We start from the raw sequence: 18,189 nt of genomic DNA, 5'->3' as shown, positions 1-18,189 counted from the left end.
AGATTATAAAATATGATTTATAAAAAATGAAAGAGGCTTTAAAAATGTCTGAAAAACAAATGAAAATTTTGGGTTGGGTAGCGACCTTCATGTCCGTTATGATGTATGTGTCTTACTTCCCACAAATCATGAATAATCTTGCCGGTCAAAAGGGGAATTTTATCCAGCCCTTGGTTGCATCTATTAACTGTAGTCTTTGGGTTTACTACGGTCTTTTCAAGAAAGAAAGAGATATTCCCCTTGCGGCTGCTAATGCGCCAGGTATCGTTTTTGGCCTAGTAACGGCTATCACGGCTTTGATTTAAAAAGAAGACTGATTTCAGTCTTTTTTTGTACATAAAAATAGACTCTCAAGTAAAGGAAGTCTAATGAGAGTTGAGGAAAACAGCCGTTGACAGCGAGCTTTATGAGTGTTGCTTTAGAGGTTCCTCCATCAAGTAAGAGATTATTTCGTTACTATTTTTATAAAATCTTCTCTCTACTTTATATAATAGGAAAAAGAGTTCAATTAGACCTGGCTTTTTGCTATAATGAGGGAAGAAAAATCAGACAGGAGAATAAAATGTCAGAACCATTATTTTTACAATCAGTTATGCAAGAAAAAATTTGGGGTGGAACCAAGCTACGTGATGAGTTTGGCTACGACATTCCAAGTGAAAAAATTGGCGAATATTGGGCCATCTCAGCTCATCCAAATGGTGTCTCTAAAGTTGCCAATGGTCGTTTTGAGGGAACAGACTTAGCTACTTTGTATGCGGAACACCGTGAATTGTTTGGCAATCGTCCAGAACCTGTATTTCCACTTTTGACCAAGATTCTCGATGCCAACGACTGGCTCAGTGTCCAAGTTCACCCAGATGATGCCTATGGACTAGAGCATGAAGGCGAGCTAGGGAAAACAGAGTGCTGGTACATTATCGCAGCGGATGAAGGTTCAGAGATTATCTATGGTCACAATGCCAAGTCAAAAGAAGAACTCCGCCAGCAAATTGAAGATAAAAACTGGGATGCCTTGCTGACAAAAGTGCCTGTCAAGGCTGGAGATTTTTTCTATGTACCAAGTGGAACTATGCACGCTATCGGTGCAGGCATCTTGATTCTTGAAACTCAGCAGTCTAGTGATACCACCTATCGTGTCTATGACTTTGATCGTAATGATGATAATGGCAACTTGCGTGAACTTCACCTTGAAAAATCAATTGATGTTTTGAACATTGGCGAGCCTGCCAATAGCCGTCCTGTAGCTATCAAAGCAGATGATTTGTGTTCCACTCTTCTTGTATCCAATTATTTCTTCGCAGTTTACAAGTGGGAAATCACTGGAAAAGTTAACTTCGAAAAGACAGCTGAATACAGCTTGTTCAGTGTCTTGGCTGGTCAAGGTCAACTGACTGTTGACGGAAAAAACTATCCAATCCAAAAAGGTAGCCACTTTATCCTACCAAGTGATGTTGAAACTTGGACCTTGGAAGGGCAAGGCTTGGAATTGATTGTTAGCCATCCATAAAAAAGAAAGGGCCTGAGTTTACTACTCAAGTCCTTTTTGATTACATAAATTGGGCGATAAAGACCACAATGATGATGATTGGAATGACGAAACGAAGAAGGAAGAGCCAGACTTGGAACAGTCCCTGTTTCCATGCTTTTTCATCAAGATGCAGTTCCTCCATAGCAAGTGTCTTCTTAAAGATATAGCCTGTAAAAAGTGAAAGGCAGAGAGCTCCAAATGGCATGAGGAGATTGGAAACCAAGAAATCCATCGCGTCAAAGAAAGTCTTCCCAAAGATGTGAACATCCGCCATGACACCGTAAGATAGGGCTGAAGGAATTCCAAAGACAAAGGTCAAGATTCCTAAAATGGCACTCCATTTGGCACGCATGCTGTTGTCTTGGTTGGTGATATTGCCTACATTGATTTCCAGCATAACGACGGAAGAAGTGACTGTCGCAAAGAGGAAGAGCAAGAGGAAGAGGATGTAGAAAATGGTTCCAAAAGGCATCTTGTCAAAGAGTTGAGGCAAGACGATAAAGAGCAAGCTCGGCCCCCCTTCAGACTGGATATTGAAGGCTGACATGGCTGGGAAAATGGCGAGACCTGCCATGATGGATACCGAGATATTCATGGCTACGATGGAGATTCCTGATTGGACCAGATTGGTTTTCTTGTCCAAGTAAGAAGCATAGGTCAGCATGGCTGTAACTCCTAGTGAGAGGGCAAAGAAAGATTGTCCCAGAGCATAGAGGAGACCAGCACTTGTCAGCTTAGAGAAGTCTGGTTTTAGGAAGTAAAGAACCCCTTCCATGGCATTTGGTAAACTGAGAGAACGACCGATGACGACGACAAAGATGATAAAGAGCAGAGGCATCATGGCTTTCGAAGCTCTTTCAATCCCTTTTTGAACCCCACGTGATACAATAAAGATATTCAATAGGATAAAGGCTGCTTGAGCTCCAAGGGCAATGACTGGATTTGAAATGATGGAAGTAAATAATTGAGCATAATCACCCGTTCCACCAATTTGGAACAATTTTCCAAACTCAATGCCTAGATAGACTAAAATCCATCCTCCGATAACACTGTAAAACGATAAGAGGATAAAGAGGGCAAAGGCACCAATCCAACCGATAAAGTTGTACTTACTATTCTTGCCAAGTTTTCCAAAGGTTTTAATCCCAGAGACACCAGCGCTTCGGCCGAGGGCAAATTCAGCTAGCAAAAGAGGGAAACCGATTAAAATAGTGGAGATGAGAAAGACCAGTAAAAAGCCTCCTCCACCGTTAGCAGCAGTCATGTAGGGAAATTTCCAAACGGCTCCAAGTCCGATGGCTGAACCAGCAGATGCTAGGATAAAGCCCAGTTTAGAACCCCATTGCGATTTTTCAGACATAGTTAAACTCCTAAAATTAGTATTACAAAAGAAAAAGCTACTGCCCTTGGCAAATAGCCTCATAAGTACTCAAAATGAGTCTTTCTTTTGATTGATAGACTTGACTATCCTATCATGTTTTCTAAGGTCTGTCAAGAAAACCTTTTTCATGTTATGATAAAGTAAAAAAATTTCGCAAAAATGCTTGACTCTGACCTAAGGGGAGGGGTTATACTATCAATGTAATACTCTTCGAAAATCAAATTCAAACCACGTCAGCGTCGCCTTACCGTACTCAAGTACAGCCTGCGGCTAGCTTCCTAGTTTGCTCTTTGATTTTCATTGAGTATAAGGAGGAAATCATGTACCATATAAAAGAAGCTGCGCAGCTTTCGGGCGTCTCTGTCAAGACCCTACACCACTACGACAAGATAGGACTCTTAGTTCCTTTAAAGTCGGAAAACGGCTATCGAACCTACAGTCTGGAGGATTTGGAACGCCTTCAGGTTATTCTTTACTACAAATATCTAGGTTTTTCTTTAGAAAAAATAGCAGAGCTGTTAAAGGTAGAAAGGACAGATTTATTACCCCATTTGACCAGGCAGTTGGACTATTTGACTCGAGAAAGGGAACATCTGGATACCTTGATTTCAACCTTGCAGAAAACCATTCAAGAACAAAAAGGAGAAAGAGAAATGAGCATTCAAGAGAAATTTGCTGGATTTAACTACCAAGACCATCAAAAATACCACCAAGAGGCGGTAGAGAAATATGGACAAGAAGTCATGGACCAAGCGCTGGAGCGTCAGAAAGGTCACGAAGACGAAGCTACAGCTGCCTTCAACCAAGTTTTTCGAGCCTTGTCACAAAATCTTCAAGCTGGTCTACCTGTAACAGCAACCGAAAATCAAGAAGAAGCTGCTAAACTCTTGCAAGCCATCCGTACTTATGGATTTGACTGCTCTATTGAGGTATTCGGTCATATCGGTAAAGGCTACGTCTACAACCCAGAATTTAAGGAAAACATTGACAAATTTGGACCTGGAACAGCCCAGTACACATCAGATGTCATTGCCCACTATGTCCAAACTCAGACAAAATAAAATCGGAGGAGTATTCTTCCGATTTTTACTAAATTCAAGTACTACTTGCTTAATAATTTTTCTACTACATTTAGTTTTCGCATTGTCAAATCTACATTAAAAAGCTTTTCAAGATAGTTGGTATGGAGTTTCTTTTGTTTTGCAGTTCTAGGGAGATAGAGGTAAAGACAATGGTTACCGATACAAATTTCTTCTTCACCGTAATCAATTTTCAATTTTTCTAAAGGGAGACTTTGAATAGATTCTTGATAAAAAATCACGTGTATACGGTCATAAAGATAGTGTTTTCCAAACGGGTTTTCTTGGACAATTTTTTTAAAATCACTTTTGTTCTTGATAACCATTTTTAAGTCAGCACCAATATTTTCCTTTATTAGAGTATGAACCTGTTCTCGTATTTCTTCGAGAGCTAAGTCACTTTCAAGAATGATATTTCCACTTTGAATATAGGTTCGAACTTGTTGAAAACCAGCTTCTGTCAAGATATCTACTAGATAAGACATTTTAGGGATAGCATTTTTTCCATTAGGAGTGACTCCCCTTAACAAGATAATATGTTCCAAAGGACTTCCTTTCTTTTGGGGCTGATTTAGCCATTAAATAATTCAGATTTAGATTGGGTTTGATCCCGCCACCCAACCAGTACAGAGGGCAGAAGTGATGTTAAACCCACCCGTGTGGGCATTGATATCCAGTACCTCGCCAGCAAAGTGGAGTCCAGGTACCAGCTTACTTTCTAGAGTTTTGGGATTGATTTCCTTGAGACTGACGCCCCCTTTGGTAACAAAGGACTTGGCAAGGGACATTTTTCCGGTCACAGGGATTTTGAGTGCTTTGATAGACTGGAGAAGTTGTTCACCTTCCTTTTCAGTCAGTTGTTTGACTTTGTCAGGATAGCCTTGCACAAGAAATTCTGCCAAGCGTTCTGGAAGCAAAGTTTTTAAAGCGTTTTTCAAGGATTTTTCCCGGTTTTCTTCTAGAAATGTAGCCAAGTCCTTCTCAGAAAGTTGAGGCAAAACATCCAGTGAAAGAACCTCCCCACCCTTGACAAAACTAGACATACGCAGGGCAGCAGGGCCTGACAAACCAAAGTGGGTAAAAAGCAGATCGTGAGTGATGATATGTTTGCCATAACTTAGGATCACATCATCCAATGAAATTCCTTGCAAAGCCTTGTGTGGAAAATCTGTCAACAAGGGACTTTCAGCTGCCTCAAGCTCGGTAATGGTATGCTTAAAATGACGGGCAATCTCATGACCAAAACCAGTCGAACCAGTAGAAGGATAGGATTTACCACCAGTTGTGACAATGAGTTTATCACAAGTGAAATTTTGGTCTGCGGACTTAAGGACAAACTGGTCATCCACCTTTTTAACCGAAACAATCTCTGTTTGAGTAGCAACTTGACCACCTAGCTCAGTGATTTTCTTTTCCAAGGCTTCGATAATGGTTCGCGATTTGTCGCTGGCCGGAAAGACGCGGCCGTGGTCTTCGACCTTAAGTTTAACACCATTTTCTGTAAAAAAGTTAATGATATCATGGTTATCAAACTGGGAGAAGACACTGTAGAGAAAGCGCCCATTTCCAGGGATTCCAGCTAGTAGGTCATCTAGAGTTCCATTGTTGGTGACATTGCAACGTCCCCCACCAGTCCCAGCTAATTTTTTTCCAAGTTTCCGATTTTTTTCGATGAGGAGGGTTTTCTGTCCATAAAAGCTACTGGAAATCGTAGCCATCATACCAGCAGGACCTCCACCGATGACAATAGTATCAAAATGTTTCATAGCTCTATTGTACCACAAAAAAACAAGAGATGATGGTCACCTCTTGTCAAGAATGCAATTAATCAATTTCATATCCCATCAGCAAACCGCCATCTTCTGCATAGAAACTGCAGAGACCAGAGGTTGGGAGAATCTTAATATCCGCTTGTGGGAAGGTTTCGCGGATTCGTTCTGAGAGCTGTTGGCAACATTTCTCGTTATTGCGTTGAGCCATGACAATACGGCCACCAGCATATCCTGCTTTAATGATTTCATCATAGGCAGCTTGAACTGATTTCTTTGGTCCTCGTGCTTTTTGTAGCAATTCGAGAGTTCCAGTTTCACTAGCTTCTCCGACCATACGGATATTGAGAAGGCCAACGACCGTACCGATAAGCTTGCTCAAACGGCCGTTCTTCACCAAGTTATCGACTTTAGCTAGGACAAAGAGCAACTTGGTTTTTTCTTGATAAGCAGTGATAGCTTCAACGACTTCTTCAAAAGATAGACCCTGGTCAATCAAGTCATTCAATTTTTCTACGAGCAAGTCAACTTCCCCACCAGCAGACAAACTATCAATTACATGAATTTTAGTATCAGGATGTTCTTCAAGATAAATATTCTTGGCTAGTTGAGCACTATTGTGGCTGCCAGAAAGAGTACCAGTGATGGTTACTAAGAAAATGTTTTTGGCTCCTTCAAACGCTCGCAAATAATCATCTGGGCTTGGACAAGCTGATTTTGAAGCTTCTGCAGTTGCATACATGGTTTCCATCATTTGATCAATGTCAAGACTGGCATCATCAACAAAGACCTGATCAGCTACTTGAATGGTTAAGGGAACACTCACAAAGGTCGTGTCAATAGCTGGTCTTGCCAGCTGACGATAATCACAACCAGAGTCAGCAATAATCTTCCAAGTCATAGAAATTCTCCATCTTTGTCAGTTATACATTGACAAAGGTTCTGTCTTTTTTTACAATTATATCATGAAAGCCCTTGAAACAAAAGCCTCATCCGTCTGTTGTGACAAGTAGAAAGAAAATGTTATGTCTGAACGTAGAATCTCTGAAAAGTCTCTTGAAAATCTCAGAAAATCAAACCAAGAATCCAATTTATTAACTAGAGAAGCCATCGAAACAGCCCTCTTGCAACTCTTGGAAAAAAAGGACTTGACCAAGATTAGTATTTCTGAATTGGTCAAACGTGCAGGCGTTTCGCGTGCGGCCTTTTACCGTAATTATGATTCCAAAGAGGAGATTTTAGAAAGCGTCTTTAAACGAACTGTCCACAATATTATGGAACAGTTGCATCATTATGATTTAAAGACAGACCTTTATCTGGTCTGGGTTCACCTTTTCCGAGAAGCAAGAAAGGAAGCCAGAGTGATTCAACTGGCCTTAGATTACCATCTGGAAAAAATCTTTGTCCAAGCCATGCAGGAATTTCTAGAAAAATACCATGGAAAATCAAAAGGTGTCAGCTCTTATCTTAATTCCTTTTGGAGCTCGGCCATCGTCTCTGTCCTTCTAAAATGGATCAAGGATGGCATGAAGGTACCTGCTGAAAAGATTGCGGATTTACGGTTACCATTTTTTAAAAAATAGAGAAAAAGGAGAAGAGATATGACTGAAAAAAGACTAGCATGGGATGAGTATTTTGCAGCCCAAGCCCTACTAATTGCCAATCGTTCCACTTGTAAACGTGCCAAAGTGGGCGCAATTCTGGTTAAGGATAATAAGGTAATTTCCACTGGTTACAATGGTTCGGTGTCAGGAACCGAGCATTGTATTGATCACGAATGTTTGGTCATTGAAGGCCATTGTGTTCGCACCCTTCACGCCGAGGTTAATGCCATTCTTCAAGGTGCAGAACGTGGGGTTCCCAAAGGCTTTACAGCTTATGTGACCCACTTTCCATGTCTAAACTGTACAAAACAATTGCTTCAGGTCGGCTGTAACCGCGTGGTTTATATCAACCAGTATCGAATGGATGACTACGCCCAATACCTCTATCAAGAAAAGGGAACAGAATTGACTCATTTACCACTTGAGACAGTACAGGTCGCTCTTAAAGAGGCTGATCTAATGTAAAAATTATCAAAAATAAATGGTTTGGAAAGATTTTTAAACCGTTTTTTGGTATAATAAGAAGAATAAATTGAAAGAAGGAATTCTAAAAATGGCAAAAATTGAAGTTATTAATCATCCACTGATTCAACACAAATTGTCGATCTTGCGTCGTACAGATACTTCTACAAAAGCTTTCCGTGAGCTAGTAGATGAGATTGCAATGTTGATGGGGTATGAAGTACTTCGTGATCTTCCACTAGAAGATGTGGAAATCGAAACACCAATTACAAAAACAGTTCAAAAACAATTGGCTGGTAAGAAATTGGCCATCGTTCCAATCTTACGTGCAGGTATCGGGATGGTTGATGGTCTCTTGAGCTTGGTTCCAGCTGCTAAAGTTGGCCACATCGGTATGTACCGTGATGAAGAAACCCTTCAACCAGTTGAGTACTTGGTGAAATTGCCTGAGGACATTGACCAACGTCAAATTTTTGTAGTAGACCCAATGTTGGCAACAGGTGGTTCAGCAATCTTGGCTGTTGATTCCCTTAAAAAACGTGGCGCATCAAATATCAAATTTGTCTGCCTTGTATCTGCTCCAGAAGGTGTAAAAGCCCTTCAAGAAGCTCATCCAGATGTAGAAATCTTTACAGCAGCCTTGGATGAACGTTTGAACGAACACGGTTATATCGTTCCAGGTCTTGGAGATGCTGGAGACCGCTTGTTCGGTACAAAATAAATTAAAAAGAGATTGACTTGGAAAAGTATTTCCAGTCGTGAAAGGAGGTTGAATTTTTGTTTCTGTCTGATGAAAACAGAGCAAAAATTTGACCTTTTTTGACCTAGATATTATAATAGTCTTATCTTCAGTCATTTGACCAACAAAATTAAAACTCAAAAGGAGAAATAAATGATTCCTGTAGTTATTGAACAAACAAGCCGTGGAGAACGTTCCTACGATATTTACTCACGTCTTCTCAAAGACCGCATCATTATGCTGACAGGTCCAGTTGAAGACAACATGGCTAACTCAGTTATTGCTCAGTTGCTTTTCTTAGATGCCCAAGATAGTACAAAAGATATTTACCTTTATGTCAATACACCTGGTGGTTCTGTTTCAGCTGGTTTGGCAATCGTTGATACTATGAACTTTATCAAGGCAGATGTCCAAACCATCGTGATGGGTATGGCCGCATCTATGGGGACGGTCATTGCATCAAGTGGAGCAAAAGGCAAACGTTTCATGCTTCCAAATGCTGAATACATGATCCACCAACCAATGGGTGGTACAGGTGGTGGTACTCAACAAACCGATATGGCGATCGCTGCAGAACACTTGCTTAAAACTCGTAATACCTTGGAAAAAATCTTGGCTGAAAATTCAGGTCAGTCAATCGAAAAAGTTCACGCAGATGCAGAACGCGATAACTGGATGAGCGCACAAGAAACACTTGAATATGGCTTTATTGATGAAATCATGGCCAACAATTCATTGAATTAATGATCAAAGAAGGCAAACTCGACTGGGTTTGCTTTTTTTGGTATAATAGGGAGAGATTTCTTAGAAAGAGGATTTATCATGTTTGAAAAAGTCAATCGATCTGGCTTGATTATCTATCTTTACTATAATCGGGATGCCAAAAAACTGCAGGATTATGGAGATATTACCTATCATTCCAAGAAACATCGTTACTTACAACTCTATGTTCCAACAGAGAATCTAGAGAGTGTAGTTGAGAGATTAGGTAAGGAAAGATTTATCAAAAAAGTTAGAGCTTGTCATATTCAAGAGCTGGAAACACCCTTTGTGGGTAATCTCTATCGAGAGGAAAACGTTATCATCGAAAAAGTTCAAGAAAAGTGTTGACAATTTTCTGATAATTCGGTATATTCTTAACATGCTATTTATTTAAGAAATAAGGAGACAAAAAAAGATGAAGAAAAAATTTGCCCTATCGTTTGTGGCGCTTGCAAGTGTAGCACTTCTTGCAGCCTGTGGAGAAGTGAAGTCTGGAGCGTCAAATGCTGCTGGTAATTCAGTAGATGAAAAGACAATCAAAATCGGATTTAACTTTGAAGAAACTGGTGCCGTAGCAGCCTACGGAACATCTGAACAAAAAGGTGCCCAACTTGCTGTTGATGAAATCAATGCCGCAGGTGGTATCGATGGAAAACAAATCGAAGTAGTTGATAAAGATAACAAGTCTGAAACAGCTGAGGCGGCTTCAGTAACAACTAACCTTGTAACCCAATCTAAAGTATCAGCAATCGTAGGACCTGCGACATCAGGTGCAACTGCAGCTGCGGTAGCTAACGCTACAAAAGCAGGTGTTCCATTGATTTCGCCAAGTGCGACTCAAGATGGATTGACTAAAGGTCAAGATTACCTCTTTATCGGAACTTTCCAAGATAGCTTCCAAGGAAAAATTATCTCAAACTATGTTACTGAAAAATTAAACGCTAAGAAAGTTGTTCTATACACTGACAACGCCAGCGACTATGCTAAAGGTATTGCCAAATCCTTCCGTGAAGCTTACAAAGGCGAAATCGTTGCAGATGAAACTTTCGTAGCAGGTGACACAGACTTCCAAGCAGCCCTTACAAAAATGAAAGGGAAAGACTTTGATGCTATCATCGTCCCTGGTTACTACACTGAAGCTGGTAAAATTGTAAACCAAGCGCGTGGTATGGGAATTGACAAGCCAATCGTTGGTGGTGATGGATTCAACGGTGAAGAGTTTGTACAACAAGCAACCCCTGAAAAAGCATCAAACATCTACTTTATCTCAGGCTTCTCAACTACTGTAGAAGTTTCAGCTAAAGCAAAAGCCTTCCTTGAGGCTTACCGTGCTAAGTACAATGAAGAGCCTTCAACATTTGCAGCCTTAGCTTATGATTCAGTTCACCTTGTAGCAAACGCAGCAAAAGGTGCTAAAAACTCAGGTGAGATCAAAGACAACCTTGCTAAAACAAAAGATTTTGAAGGTGTAACTGGTCAAACAAGCTTCGATGCGGACCACAACACAGTCAAAACAGCTTACATGATGACCATGAATAATGGTAAGGTTGAAGCAGCAGAAGTTGTAAAACCATAATAGAAAAATGTTGAAATAGGGAATGAGCCTCTGACTCACTCCCTGTTTCGATGTTTAAGAACCTATCAAAAAGTGAGGGGAAACCCTCGAAATTATATATAGAAAGAGTGAATTTTATGCTCCAACAACTAGTAAATGGTTTGATTCTAGGTAGTGTTTATGCGCTGTTAGCCCTAGGATATACCATGGTTTACGGAATTATCAAGCTCATCAACTTCGCACACGGTGATATTTATATGATGGGAGCCTTTATCGGTTATTTCTTGATTAATTCTTTCCAAATGAATTTCTTTGTAGCGCTTATTGTAGCTATGATAGCGACAGCCATCCTTGGTGTCGTGATTGAGTTTCTTGCTTACCGACCTTTGCGCCACTCTACTCGTATTGCTGTTTTGATTACGGCTATTGGGGTGTCTTTCCTATTGGAGTATGGCATGGTCTATCTGGTTGGTGCCAATACCCGTGCCTTCCCTCAAGCGATTCAAACAGTTCGCTATGATTTGGGACCAGTTAGCCTAACAAACGTGCAGTTAATGATTTTGGCCATTTCCTTGATTTTGATGATTTTGTTACAAGTCATTGTCCAAAAGACTAAGATGGGGAAAGCCATGCGTGCAGTATCCGTAGATAGCGATGCAGCGCAATTGATGGGGATCAATGTAAACCGTACTATCAGCTTTACCTTTGCTTTGGGTTCTGCTCTTGCGGGGGCGGCTGGTGTTTTGATTGCCCTCTATTATAACTCTCTTGAGCCTTTGATGGGGGTTACTCCAGGTCTTAAATCTTTCGTTGCCGCAGTACTTGGTGGTATCGGAATTATTCCTGGTGCGGCTCTTGGTGGTTTTGTGATTGGTCTATTGGAAACCTTTGCGACAGCCTTTGGGATGTCAGACTTCCGTGATGCAATTGTTTATGGAATCTTGTTGTTGATCTTGATTGTCCGCCCAGCTGGTATCCTTGGTAAGAATGTGAAAGAGAAGGTGTAAACGATGAAGGAAAATTTAAAAGTTAATATTCTATGGTTACTCCTTTTGTTAGCTGGCTATGGCTTGATTAGTATACTGGTCTCAGTCGGTGTACTCAATCTATTCTATGTACAGATTTTACAACAAATCGGAATTAATATTATTCTGGCTGTTGGTCTCAACTTAATCGTTGGTTTTTCAGGACAATTTTCACTTGGGCATGCAGGTTTCATGGCGATTGGTGCCTATGCCGCTGCTATTATTGGTTCTAAATCACCAACCTACGGTGCCTTCTTTGGAGCTATGCTGGTAGGGGCTTTGCTTTCAGGAGCAGTTGCCTTACTTGTCGGAATTCCAACCTTGCGCTTGAAGGGAGACTATCTTGCAGTAGCGACTCTTGGTGTATCTGAAATTATCCGTATCTTTATCATCAATGGTGGAAGCATTACAAATGGTGCGGCAGGTATCTTGGGAATTCCTAACTTTACAACTTGGCAAATGGTTTACTTCTTTGCCGTGATTACAACCATTGCAACCTTGAACTTCTTGCGTAGTCCAATTGGTCGTTCAACCCTCTCTGTTCGTGAGGATGAAATTGCTGCTGAGTCAGTTGGGGTTAATACGACTAGAATTAAAATTATCGCTTTTGTCTTTGGTGCCATTACTGCAAGTATTGCAGGGTCACTTCAGGCAGGATTTATCGGTTCAGTTGTACCGAAAGATTACACTTTCATCAACTCAATCAACGTTTTGATTATTGTTGTATTTGGTGGACTTGGTTCAATTACAGGTGCCATTGTTTCAGCTATTGTCCTTGGAATTTTGAATATGCTTCTCCAAGATGTTGCTAGCGTGCGTATGATTATCTACGCTTTGGCCTTGGTATTGGTAATGATTTTCAGACCAGGTGGACTCCTTGGAACATGGGAATTGAGCCTATCACGTTTCTTTAAAAAATCTAAGAAGGAGGAACAAAACTAATGGCATTACTTGAAGTAAAACAGTTAACCAAACATTTTGGCGGTCTAACAGCTGTTGGAGATGTGACTCTTGAATTGAACGAAGGGGAACTGGTTGGACTAATCGGTCCAAATGGAGCTGGTAAAACCACCCTTTTCAACCTCTTGACGGGTGTTTATGAACCAAGTGAGGGAACAGTTACCTTAGATGGTCACCTTTTGAATGGAAAGGCACCTTATAAGATTGCCTCTTTGGGACTTGGACGTACTTTCCAAAATATCCGTCTCTTTAAAGATTTAACAGTTTTGGACAATGTTTTGATTGCTTTTGGCAACCATCACAAACAACATGTTTTTGCTAGTTTTTTGCGCTTACCAGCTTTTTACAAGAGTGAAAAAGAATTAAAGGCTAAAGCCTTGGAATTGCTTAAAATCTTTGATTTAGATAGTGATGCAGAAACTCTTGCTAAAAATCTTGCCTACGGACAACAACGTCGTTTGGAAATTGTTCGTGCTCTCGCTACGGAACCTAAAATTCTCTTTTTAGATGAACCAGCAGCAGGTATGAACCCGCAGGAAACAGCCGAATTGACTGAGTTAATTCGTCGTATCAAAGATGAATTTAAGATTACGATCATGCTGATTGAACACGATATGAATCTGGTCATGGAAGTAACAGAACGTATCTACGTACTTGAATATGGTCGTTTGATTGCTCAGGGAACTCCAGAAGAAATTAAGACCAATAAACGCGTTATCGAAGCTTATCTAGGAGGTGAAGCCTAATGTCTATGTTAAAAGTTGATAATCTTTCTGTGCATTACGGTATGATCCAAGCAGTCCGTGATGTAAGCTTTGAAGTAAATGAAGGAGAGGTTGTTTCCCTTATCGGTGCCAATGGTGCAGGTAAGACAACCATTCTTCGCACCTTGTCTGGTTTGGTTAGACCTAGTTCAGGAAAGATTGAATTTTTAGGTCAAGAAATCCAAAAAATGCCAGCTCAAAAAATCGTGGCAGGTGGTCTTTCACAAGTTCCAGAAGGACGCCACGTCTTTCCTGGCTTGACTGTTATGGAAAATCTTGAAATGGGAGCTTTCTTAAAGAAAAACCGTGAAGAAAATCAAGCCAACTTGAAGAAAGTTTTCTCACGCTTTCCTCGTCTTGAAGAACGGAAGAACCAAGATGCAGCTACTCTTTCAGGAGGAGAACAACAAATGCTTGCCATGGGACGCGCTCTTATGTCAACACCAAAACTTCTTCTTTTAGATGAACCATCAATGGGACTTGCCCCAATCTTTATCCAAGAGATTTTTGATATCATTCAAGATATCCAGAAGCAAGGGACAACTGTCCTCTTGATTGAACAAAATGCCAATAAAGCACTCGCAATCTCTGACCGAGGATATGTACTGGAAACAGGGAAAATCGTTCTATCAGGAACAGGAAAAGAACTCGCTTCATCAGAAGAAGTCAGAAAAGCATATCTAGGTGGCTAAAACAATCCAGTGGATTGTTTTAGTCGGCAGATGAAGATTACGAAGTAATCATCATTATAGTCCGGGGGACCTTTTTAGTCAGCGGATGAAGATTGCGAAGCAATTATCTTATCCAGTGGATTATTTTAGTCGGCATATTTAGATTGCAAACAAATCTACACCTACACTGAAAGATGAATTTCTAATAATTGAAAAAATCGAATGAAAGGTATCTTACCTTTATTCATAGAGCTCGATTTCAGAGCTCTTTTTGCTAGCTTATTCATACTTTTCTGAATTTTGAAAAAGAAATGTAAGCGTTTGATAGATTTGCAAAAAGATTGTATAATAGGGATAAGAACAGAAAAGGAGAAGTCTCATGGCAGTTAAAGATTTTATGACCCGCAAGGTAGTGTATATTAGTCCAGATACAACAGTATCTCATGCAGCAGATTTGATGAGAGAGCAAGGGTTGCACCGCTTGCCTGTTATCGAAAATGATCAATTGGTTGGTTTGGTGACTGAAGGAACCATTGCGCAAGCTAGTCCATCAAAAGCAACCAGTCTTTCTATCTATGAGATGAACTATCTTCTGAATAAGACAAAAGTAAAAGATGTCATGATTCGCGATGTTGTCACTGTTTCAGGCTATGCGAGTCTTGAGGATGCAACTTATTTGATGTTGAAAAATAAGATTGGTATTCTTCCTGTCGTTGATAACCATCAAGTATACGGAGTTATTACGGACCGTGACGTTTTCCAAGCCTTTCTTGAAATAGCAGGTTATGGCGAAGAAGGGATTCGTGTACGCTTTGTTACGGAAAATGAAGTTGGTGTTCTTGGAAAAATTGTTTCTTTGATTGTAGAAGAAAATTTGAATATCTCCCATACAGTAAATATTCCGCGTAAAGATGGTAAGGTCATTATCGAAGTTCAAATCGATGGATCAATTGATTTACCAGCCTTGAAAGAAAAATTTGAATCAGAAAATATTCAAGTAGAAGAAATTACTCGTACTTCAGCAAAAGTCTTGTAAGAAGGGAAGCCGAAAGGCTTCTTTTTACGTGTAACAAGGGATTAGAGCAAAAGATGGAAAGAAATGATAGATTATGGTATAATAAAACGATATAAAAAAGGAGTATTTATGGACATTTCAGAAATTCGTCAGAAAATTGACGCAAATCGTGAAAAATTAGCTTCTTTCAGGGGGTCTCTTTGACCTCGAAGGTTTAGAGGAAGAGATTGCCATCTTGGAAAACAAGATGACAGAACCTGATTTTTGGAACGATAATATCGCGGCCCAAAAAACGTCGCAAGAATTAAATGAATTAAAAAATACCTACAATACCTTCCATAAAATGGAAGAGTTGCAGGATGAAGTTGAAATTTTATTAGATTTTTTAGCTGAAGATGAGTCGGTGCATGAAGAATTGGTTGCACAGTTATCAGAACTCGATAAAATGATGACTAGTTATGAGATGACCTTGCTCTTGTCAGAACCTTATGACCATAATAATGCGATTTTGGAAATCCATCCAGGATCCGGTGGTACAGAGGCTCAGGACTGGGGGGATATGTTACTTCGTATGTACACTCGCTATGGAAATGCTAAAGGATTTAAAGTAGAAGTTTTGGATTACCAAGCAGGAGATGAAGCTGGTATTAAGTCAGTAACCCTATCATTTGAAGGGCCTAATGCCTATGGCCTTCTCAAGTCAGAAATGGGGGTACACCGTTTGGTGCGAATTTCACCATTTGACTCTGCTAAACGTCGCCATACCTCTTTCACATCTGTAGAAGTGATGCCAGAGTTGGATGATACCATTGAAGTGGAAATCCGTGAAGATGATATCAAGATGGATACTTTCCGTTCAGGTGGTGCTGGTGGACAAAACGTCAACAAAGTTTCAACAGGTGTGCGTTTGACACACATTCCTACTGGGACTGTTGTCCAGTCAACAGTCGATCGTACTCAGTATGGAAATAGAGATCGTGCCATGAAGATGTTGCAGGCTAAGCTCTATCAAATGGAGCAAGAAAAGAAAGCTGCGGAAGTTGATTCCCTCAAAGGTGAGAAAAAGGAAATCACATGGGGAAGTCAAATCCGTTCTTATGTTTTCACGCCTTATACTATGGTAAAAGATCATCGAACTAGCTTTGAAGTTGCGCAGGTAGATAAGGTTATGGATGGAGACCTAGATGGTTTTATCGATGCTTATCTCAAGTGGCGAATCAGCTAAGATAGAAAGGAACTCACATGTCAATCATTGAAATGAGAGATGTCGTCAAAAAATACGACAACGGAACGACTGCTTTGCGAGGTGTCTCAGTCACTGTTGAACCCGGGGAATTTGCCTATATCGTAGGTCCGTCAGGAGCTGGGAAATCAACATTTATTAGAGCTTTGTACCGCGAAGTAAAAATCGAAAAAGGAAGCTTAACTGTTGCTGGTTTTAATCTGGTTAGAATTAAAAAGAAAGATGTCCCTCTCCTACGTCGTAGTGTTGGGGTTGTCTTCCAAGATTATAAACTGTTACCAAAGAAAACCGTTTATGAAAATATTGCTTATGCAATGGAAGTTATTGGTGAGAGCCGCCGTAATATCAAAAAACGTGTTATGGAAGTTTTAGACTTGGTTGGATTGAAGCATAAGGTTCGTTCTTTCCCAAATGAACTTTCAGGGGGAGAACAGCAACGGATTGCAATTGCACGTGCCATTGTAAACAATCCAAAAGTATTGATTGCGGACGAACCAACAGGAAACTTGGACCCAGATAATTCATGGGAAATTATGAACTTGCTGGAACGCATCAATCTCCAAGGTACAACTGTCTTGATGGCTACCCACAACAGTCAGATTGTAAATACCTTGCGCCACCGTGTCATTGCCATTGAAAATGGCCGTGTCGTTCGTGACGAAGCTAAAGGAGAATATGGATACGATGATTAGTAGATTTTTTCGTCATTTATTTGAATCATTAAAAAGTTTAAAACGAAATGGCTGGATGACAGTAGCTGCTGTCAGTTCAGTTATGATTACTTTGACCTTGGTTGCAATATTTGCATCTGTTATCTTTAATACTGCTAAACTAGCTACAGATATTGAAAATAATGTTCGAGTAATGGTATACATTCGTAAGGACGTAGCTGATAATAGTGAGACGATTGAAAAAGAAGGTCAAACTGTTACAAATAACGACTACCATAAGGTATATGATGCTTTGAAAAGTATGTCAACCGTTAAAAGTGTTACGTTTTCAAGTAAAGAAGAACAATATGAAAAGTTGACAGAAACAATGGGGGACAACTGGAAAATCTTTGAAGGCGATGCCAACCCTCTCTATGATGCATATATCGTTGATACCAATACACCAAGTGATGTAAAGACAGTAGCAGAAGAGGCTAAAAAAATCGAGGGTGTATCAGAAGTTCAAGATGGTGGTGCTAATACAGAACGCTTGTTTAAGTTAGCCTCATTTATTCGTGTCTGGGGACTAGTTATCGCGGGATTATTGATTTTCATTGCAGTGTTCTTGATTTCTAATACTATACGTATCACCATCATTTCACGAAGCCGTGAAATTCAAATCATGCGTTTAGTAGGTGCTAAGAATGGCTATATCCGCGGGCCTTTCTTGCTTGAAGGTGCCTTCATTGGTTTGCTTGGAGCAACACTTCCATCAGTTTTGGTATTTATTGTCTATAAAATGGTTTACCAATCGGTTAATAAGTCATTGGTTGGTCAGAACCTTTCGATGATATCACCAGAAATATTCAGTCCACTGATGATTGCTCTATTATTTGTGATTGGAATTTTTATCGGTTCAATCGGATCAGGAATTTCAATGCGCCGATTCCTGAAAATCTAAAATAGAAGTATATTTGAGGAG

At 40.2% G+C, this 18,189-nt stretch carries 21 protein-coding genes; 17 read left to right on the top strand and 4 right to left on the bottom strand.

What is annotated here, in order from left to right; genetic code table 11:
* Positions 1–44 precede the first annotated feature (44 nt).
* Together LG372_RS07135 and manA are read left to right on the top strand one after the other, a co-directional pair.
* A complete protein-coding gene (locus LG372_RS07135) occupies positions 45–305 on the top strand; it encodes a SemiSWEET family transporter (protein WP_125852064.1) in 261 nt (86 codons plus the stop codon).
* A 257-nt stretch (positions 306–562) separates the two neighbouring features.
* Positions 563–1,507, top strand: coding sequence for a mannose-6-phosphate isomerase, class I (gene manA, locus LG372_RS07130; protein WP_225742461.1), 945 nt, complete (start codon positions 563–565; stop codon positions 1,505–1,507).
* 40 nt (positions 1,508–1,547) lie between these two features.
* Here manA and LG372_RS07125 read toward each other — a convergent pair whose 3' ends face one another.
* Entirely contained in the window at positions 1,548–2,888 is a 1,341-nt protein-coding gene (locus tag LG372_RS07125; protein WP_225742460.1) for a sodium-dependent transporter, read from the bottom strand.
* 341 nt (positions 2,889–3,229) lie between these two features.
* Here LG372_RS07125 and LG372_RS07120 point away from each other — a divergent pair, with 341 nt between their 5' ends.
* Positions 3,230–3,970, top strand: coding sequence for a MerR family transcriptional regulator (locus tag LG372_RS07120; protein ID WP_225742459.1), 741 nt, complete (start codon positions 3,230–3,232; stop codon positions 3,968–3,970).
* Between the two features lie 41 nt (positions 3,971–4,011).
* Here LG372_RS07120 and LG372_RS07115 read toward each other — a convergent pair whose 3' ends face one another.
* The 3 genes from LG372_RS07115 to LG372_RS07105 are packed head-to-tail and all read right to left on the bottom strand — an operon-like array spanning position 4,012 to position 6,658.
* The gene (locus LG372_RS07115; protein WP_225742458.1) at positions 4,012–4,533 is read right to left on the bottom strand and encodes a DUF1697 domain-containing protein; all 522 of its coding nucleotides are present in this window, start codon (positions 4,531–4,533) and stop codon (positions 4,012–4,014) included.
* A gap of 48 nt (positions 4,534–4,581) precedes the next feature.
* Positions 4,582–5,754 carry an NAD(P)/FAD-dependent oxidoreductase gene (locus LG372_RS07110; protein WP_225742457.1) on the bottom strand — a complete coding sequence of 391 codons (1,173 nt, stop codon included), beginning with the start codon at positions 5,752–5,754 and terminating at the stop codon, positions 4,582–4,584.
* A 58-nt stretch (positions 5,755–5,812) separates the two neighbouring features.
* Positions 5,813–6,658: a DegV family protein gene (locus LG372_RS07105; RefSeq protein WP_225742456.1), complete on the bottom strand. Its 846-nt coding sequence runs from the start codon at positions 6,656–6,658 to the stop codon at positions 5,813–5,815.
* Between the two features lie 124 nt (positions 6,659–6,782).
* On the opposite strand from LG372_RS07105, the gene LG372_RS07100 reads away from it, so the two are divergent.
* The 14 genes from LG372_RS07100 to ftsX all read left to right on the top strand — a co-directional run bounded on the left by LG372_RS07100 (position 6,783) and on the right by ftsX (position 18,168).
* Positions 6,783–7,340, top strand: a complete 558-nt coding sequence (locus tag LG372_RS07100) for a TetR/AcrR family transcriptional regulator (protein ID WP_225742455.1) — start codon at positions 6,783–6,785, stop codon at positions 7,338–7,340.
* 18 nt (positions 7,341–7,358) lie between these two features.
* Entirely contained in the window at positions 7,359–7,826 is a 468-nt protein-coding gene (locus LG372_RS07095) for a deoxycytidylate deaminase (protein WP_225742454.1), read from the top strand.
* Positions 7,827–7,914: 88 nt separating this feature from the next.
* A complete protein-coding gene (gene upp, locus LG372_RS07090; protein ID WP_225742453.1) occupies positions 7,915–8,544 on the top strand; it encodes a uracil phosphoribosyltransferase in 630 nt (209 codons plus the stop codon).
* Positions 8,545–8,715: 171 nt separating this feature from the next.
* On the top strand, positions 8,716–9,306 hold the full coding sequence (clpP, locus tag LG372_RS07085) for an ATP-dependent Clp protease proteolytic subunit ClpP (RefSeq protein WP_000613475.1): 591 nt from the start codon (positions 8,716–8,718) through the stop codon (positions 9,304–9,306).
* Positions 9,307–9,384: 78 nt separating this feature from the next.
* Positions 9,385–9,672: a YlbG family protein gene (locus LG372_RS07080; RefSeq protein ID WP_115904790.1), complete on the top strand. Its 288-nt coding sequence runs from the start codon at positions 9,385–9,387 to the stop codon at positions 9,670–9,672.
* 67 nt (positions 9,673–9,739) lie between these two features.
* Entirely contained in the window at positions 9,740–10,900 is a 1,161-nt protein-coding gene (locus LG372_RS07075; RefSeq protein ID WP_225742452.1) for an ABC transporter substrate-binding protein, read from the top strand.
* Between the two features lie 116 nt (positions 10,901–11,016).
* Positions 11,017–11,886, top strand: coding sequence for a branched-chain amino acid ABC transporter permease (locus tag LG372_RS07070; RefSeq protein WP_033679951.1), 870 nt, complete (start codon positions 11,017–11,019; stop codon positions 11,884–11,886).
* Between the two features lie 3 nt (positions 11,887–11,889).
* A complete protein-coding gene (locus tag LG372_RS07065; RefSeq protein ID WP_061589836.1) occupies positions 11,890–12,846 on the top strand; it encodes a branched-chain amino acid ABC transporter permease in 957 nt (318 codons plus the stop codon).
* Positions 12,846–13,610 carry an ABC transporter ATP-binding protein gene (locus LG372_RS07060; protein WP_225742451.1) on the top strand — a complete coding sequence of 255 codons (765 nt, stop codon included), beginning with the start codon at positions 12,846–12,848 and terminating at the stop codon, positions 13,608–13,610. The genes LG372_RS07065 and LG372_RS07060 overlap by 1 nt, the downstream gene beginning before the upstream one ends.
* Positions 13,610–14,320 carry an ABC transporter ATP-binding protein gene (locus LG372_RS07055; RefSeq protein ID WP_000062200.1) on the top strand — a complete coding sequence of 237 codons (711 nt, stop codon included), beginning with the start codon at positions 13,610–13,612 and terminating at the stop codon, positions 14,318–14,320. The genes LG372_RS07060 and LG372_RS07055 overlap by 1 nt, the downstream gene beginning before the upstream one ends.
* Positions 14,321–14,678: 358 nt before the next feature.
* Positions 14,679–15,335 (top strand): CBS domain-containing protein, encoded by a 657-nt coding sequence (locus LG372_RS07050; protein ID WP_004256822.1) that lies wholly within the window; start codon positions 14,679–14,681, stop codon positions 15,333–15,335.
* Between the two features lie 108 nt (positions 15,336–15,443).
* Positions 15,444–16,539 (top strand): peptide chain release factor 2 gene (gene prfB, locus LG372_RS07045; protein WP_125386088.1). Its coding sequence is split into 2 segments (ribosomal slippage): positions 15,444–15,515 and positions 15,517–16,539, totalling 1,095 coding nucleotides; the frame shifts between segments, so codons are not numbered across the junction.
* 17 nt (positions 16,540–16,556) lie between these two features.
* A complete protein-coding gene (ftsE, locus tag LG372_RS07040; protein WP_094753549.1) occupies positions 16,557–17,249 on the top strand; it encodes a cell division ATP-binding protein FtsE in 693 nt (230 codons plus the stop codon).
* Positions 17,242–18,168, top strand: coding sequence for a permease-like cell division protein FtsX (ftsX, locus tag LG372_RS07035; protein WP_049552615.1), 927 nt, complete (start codon positions 17,242–17,244; stop codon positions 18,166–18,168). Before ftsE ends, ftsX begins: the two co-directional genes overlap by 8 nt.
* Positions 18,169–18,189: the final 21 nt, after the last annotated feature.

The sequence above is a fragment of the Streptococcus sp. Marseille-Q5112 genome, assembly GCF_916700555.1.
Taxonomy (GTDB): domain Bacteria; phylum Bacillota; class Bacilli; order Lactobacillales; family Streptococcaceae; genus Streptococcus; species Streptococcus symci.
This window is presented reverse-complemented; position numbering and strand designations above follow the sequence as displayed.

Excerpts from the sequence above, each read along its gene's own strand:
- LG372_RS07060 (WP_225742451.1), top strand. The coding sequence starts at position 12,846 with ATGGCATTACTTGAAGTAAAACAGTTAACCAAACATTTTGGCGGTCTA.
- ftsE (WP_094753549.1), top strand. The coding sequence starts at position 16,557 with ATGTCAATCATTGAAATGAGAGATGTCGTCAAAAAATACGACAACGGA.
- LG372_RS07125 (WP_225742460.1), bottom strand. The coding sequence starts at position 2,888 with ATGTCTGAAAAATCGCAATGGGGTTCTAAACTGGGCTTTATCCTAGCA.
- LG372_RS07100 (WP_225742455.1), top strand. The coding sequence starts at position 6,783 with ATGTCTGAACGTAGAATCTCTGAAAAGTCTCTTGAAAATCTCAGAAAA.
- LG372_RS07055 (WP_000062200.1), top strand. The coding sequence starts at position 13,610 with ATGTCTATGTTAAAAGTTGATAATCTTTCTGTGCATTACGGTATGATC.
- LG372_RS07105 (WP_225742456.1), bottom strand. The coding sequence starts at position 6,658 with ATGACTTGGAAGATTATTGCTGACTCTGGTTGTGATTATCGTCAGCTG.
- LG372_RS07065 (WP_061589836.1), top strand. The coding sequence starts at position 11,890 with ATGAAGGAAAATTTAAAAGTTAATATTCTATGGTTACTCCTTTTGTTA.
- LG372_RS07095 (WP_225742454.1), top strand. The coding sequence starts at position 7,359 with ATGACTGAAAAAAGACTAGCATGGGATGAGTATTTTGCAGCCCAAGCC.
- LG372_RS07070 (WP_033679951.1), top strand. The coding sequence starts at position 11,017 with ATGCTCCAACAACTAGTAAATGGTTTGATTCTAGGTAGTGTTTATGCG.
- clpP (WP_000613475.1), top strand. The coding sequence starts at position 8,716 with ATGATTCCTGTAGTTATTGAACAAACAAGCCGTGGAGAACGTTCCTAC.
- ftsX (WP_049552615.1), top strand. The coding sequence starts at position 17,242 with ATGATTAGTAGATTTTTTCGTCATTTATTTGAATCATTAAAAAGTTTA.
- upp (WP_225742453.1), top strand. The coding sequence starts at position 7,915 with ATGGCAAAAATTGAAGTTATTAATCATCCACTGATTCAACACAAATTG.
- LG372_RS07080 (WP_115904790.1), top strand. The coding sequence starts at position 9,385 with ATGTTTGAAAAAGTCAATCGATCTGGCTTGATTATCTATCTTTACTAT.
- LG372_RS07110 (WP_225742457.1), bottom strand. The coding sequence starts at position 5,754 with ATGAAACATTTTGATACTATTGTCATCGGTGGAGGTCCTGCTGGTATG.
- LG372_RS07075 (WP_225742452.1), top strand. The coding sequence starts at position 9,740 with ATGAAGAAAAAATTTGCCCTATCGTTTGTGGCGCTTGCAAGTGTAGCA.
- LG372_RS07135 (WP_125852064.1), top strand. The coding sequence starts at position 45 with ATGTCTGAAAAACAAATGAAAATTTTGGGTTGGGTAGCGACCTTCATG.
- LG372_RS07050 (WP_004256822.1), top strand. The coding sequence starts at position 14,679 with ATGGCAGTTAAAGATTTTATGACCCGCAAGGTAGTGTATATTAGTCCA.
- LG372_RS07120 (WP_225742459.1), top strand. The coding sequence starts at position 3,230 with ATGTACCATATAAAAGAAGCTGCGCAGCTTTCGGGCGTCTCTGTCAAG.
- manA (WP_225742461.1), top strand. The coding sequence starts at position 563 with ATGTCAGAACCATTATTTTTACAATCAGTTATGCAAGAAAAAATTTGG.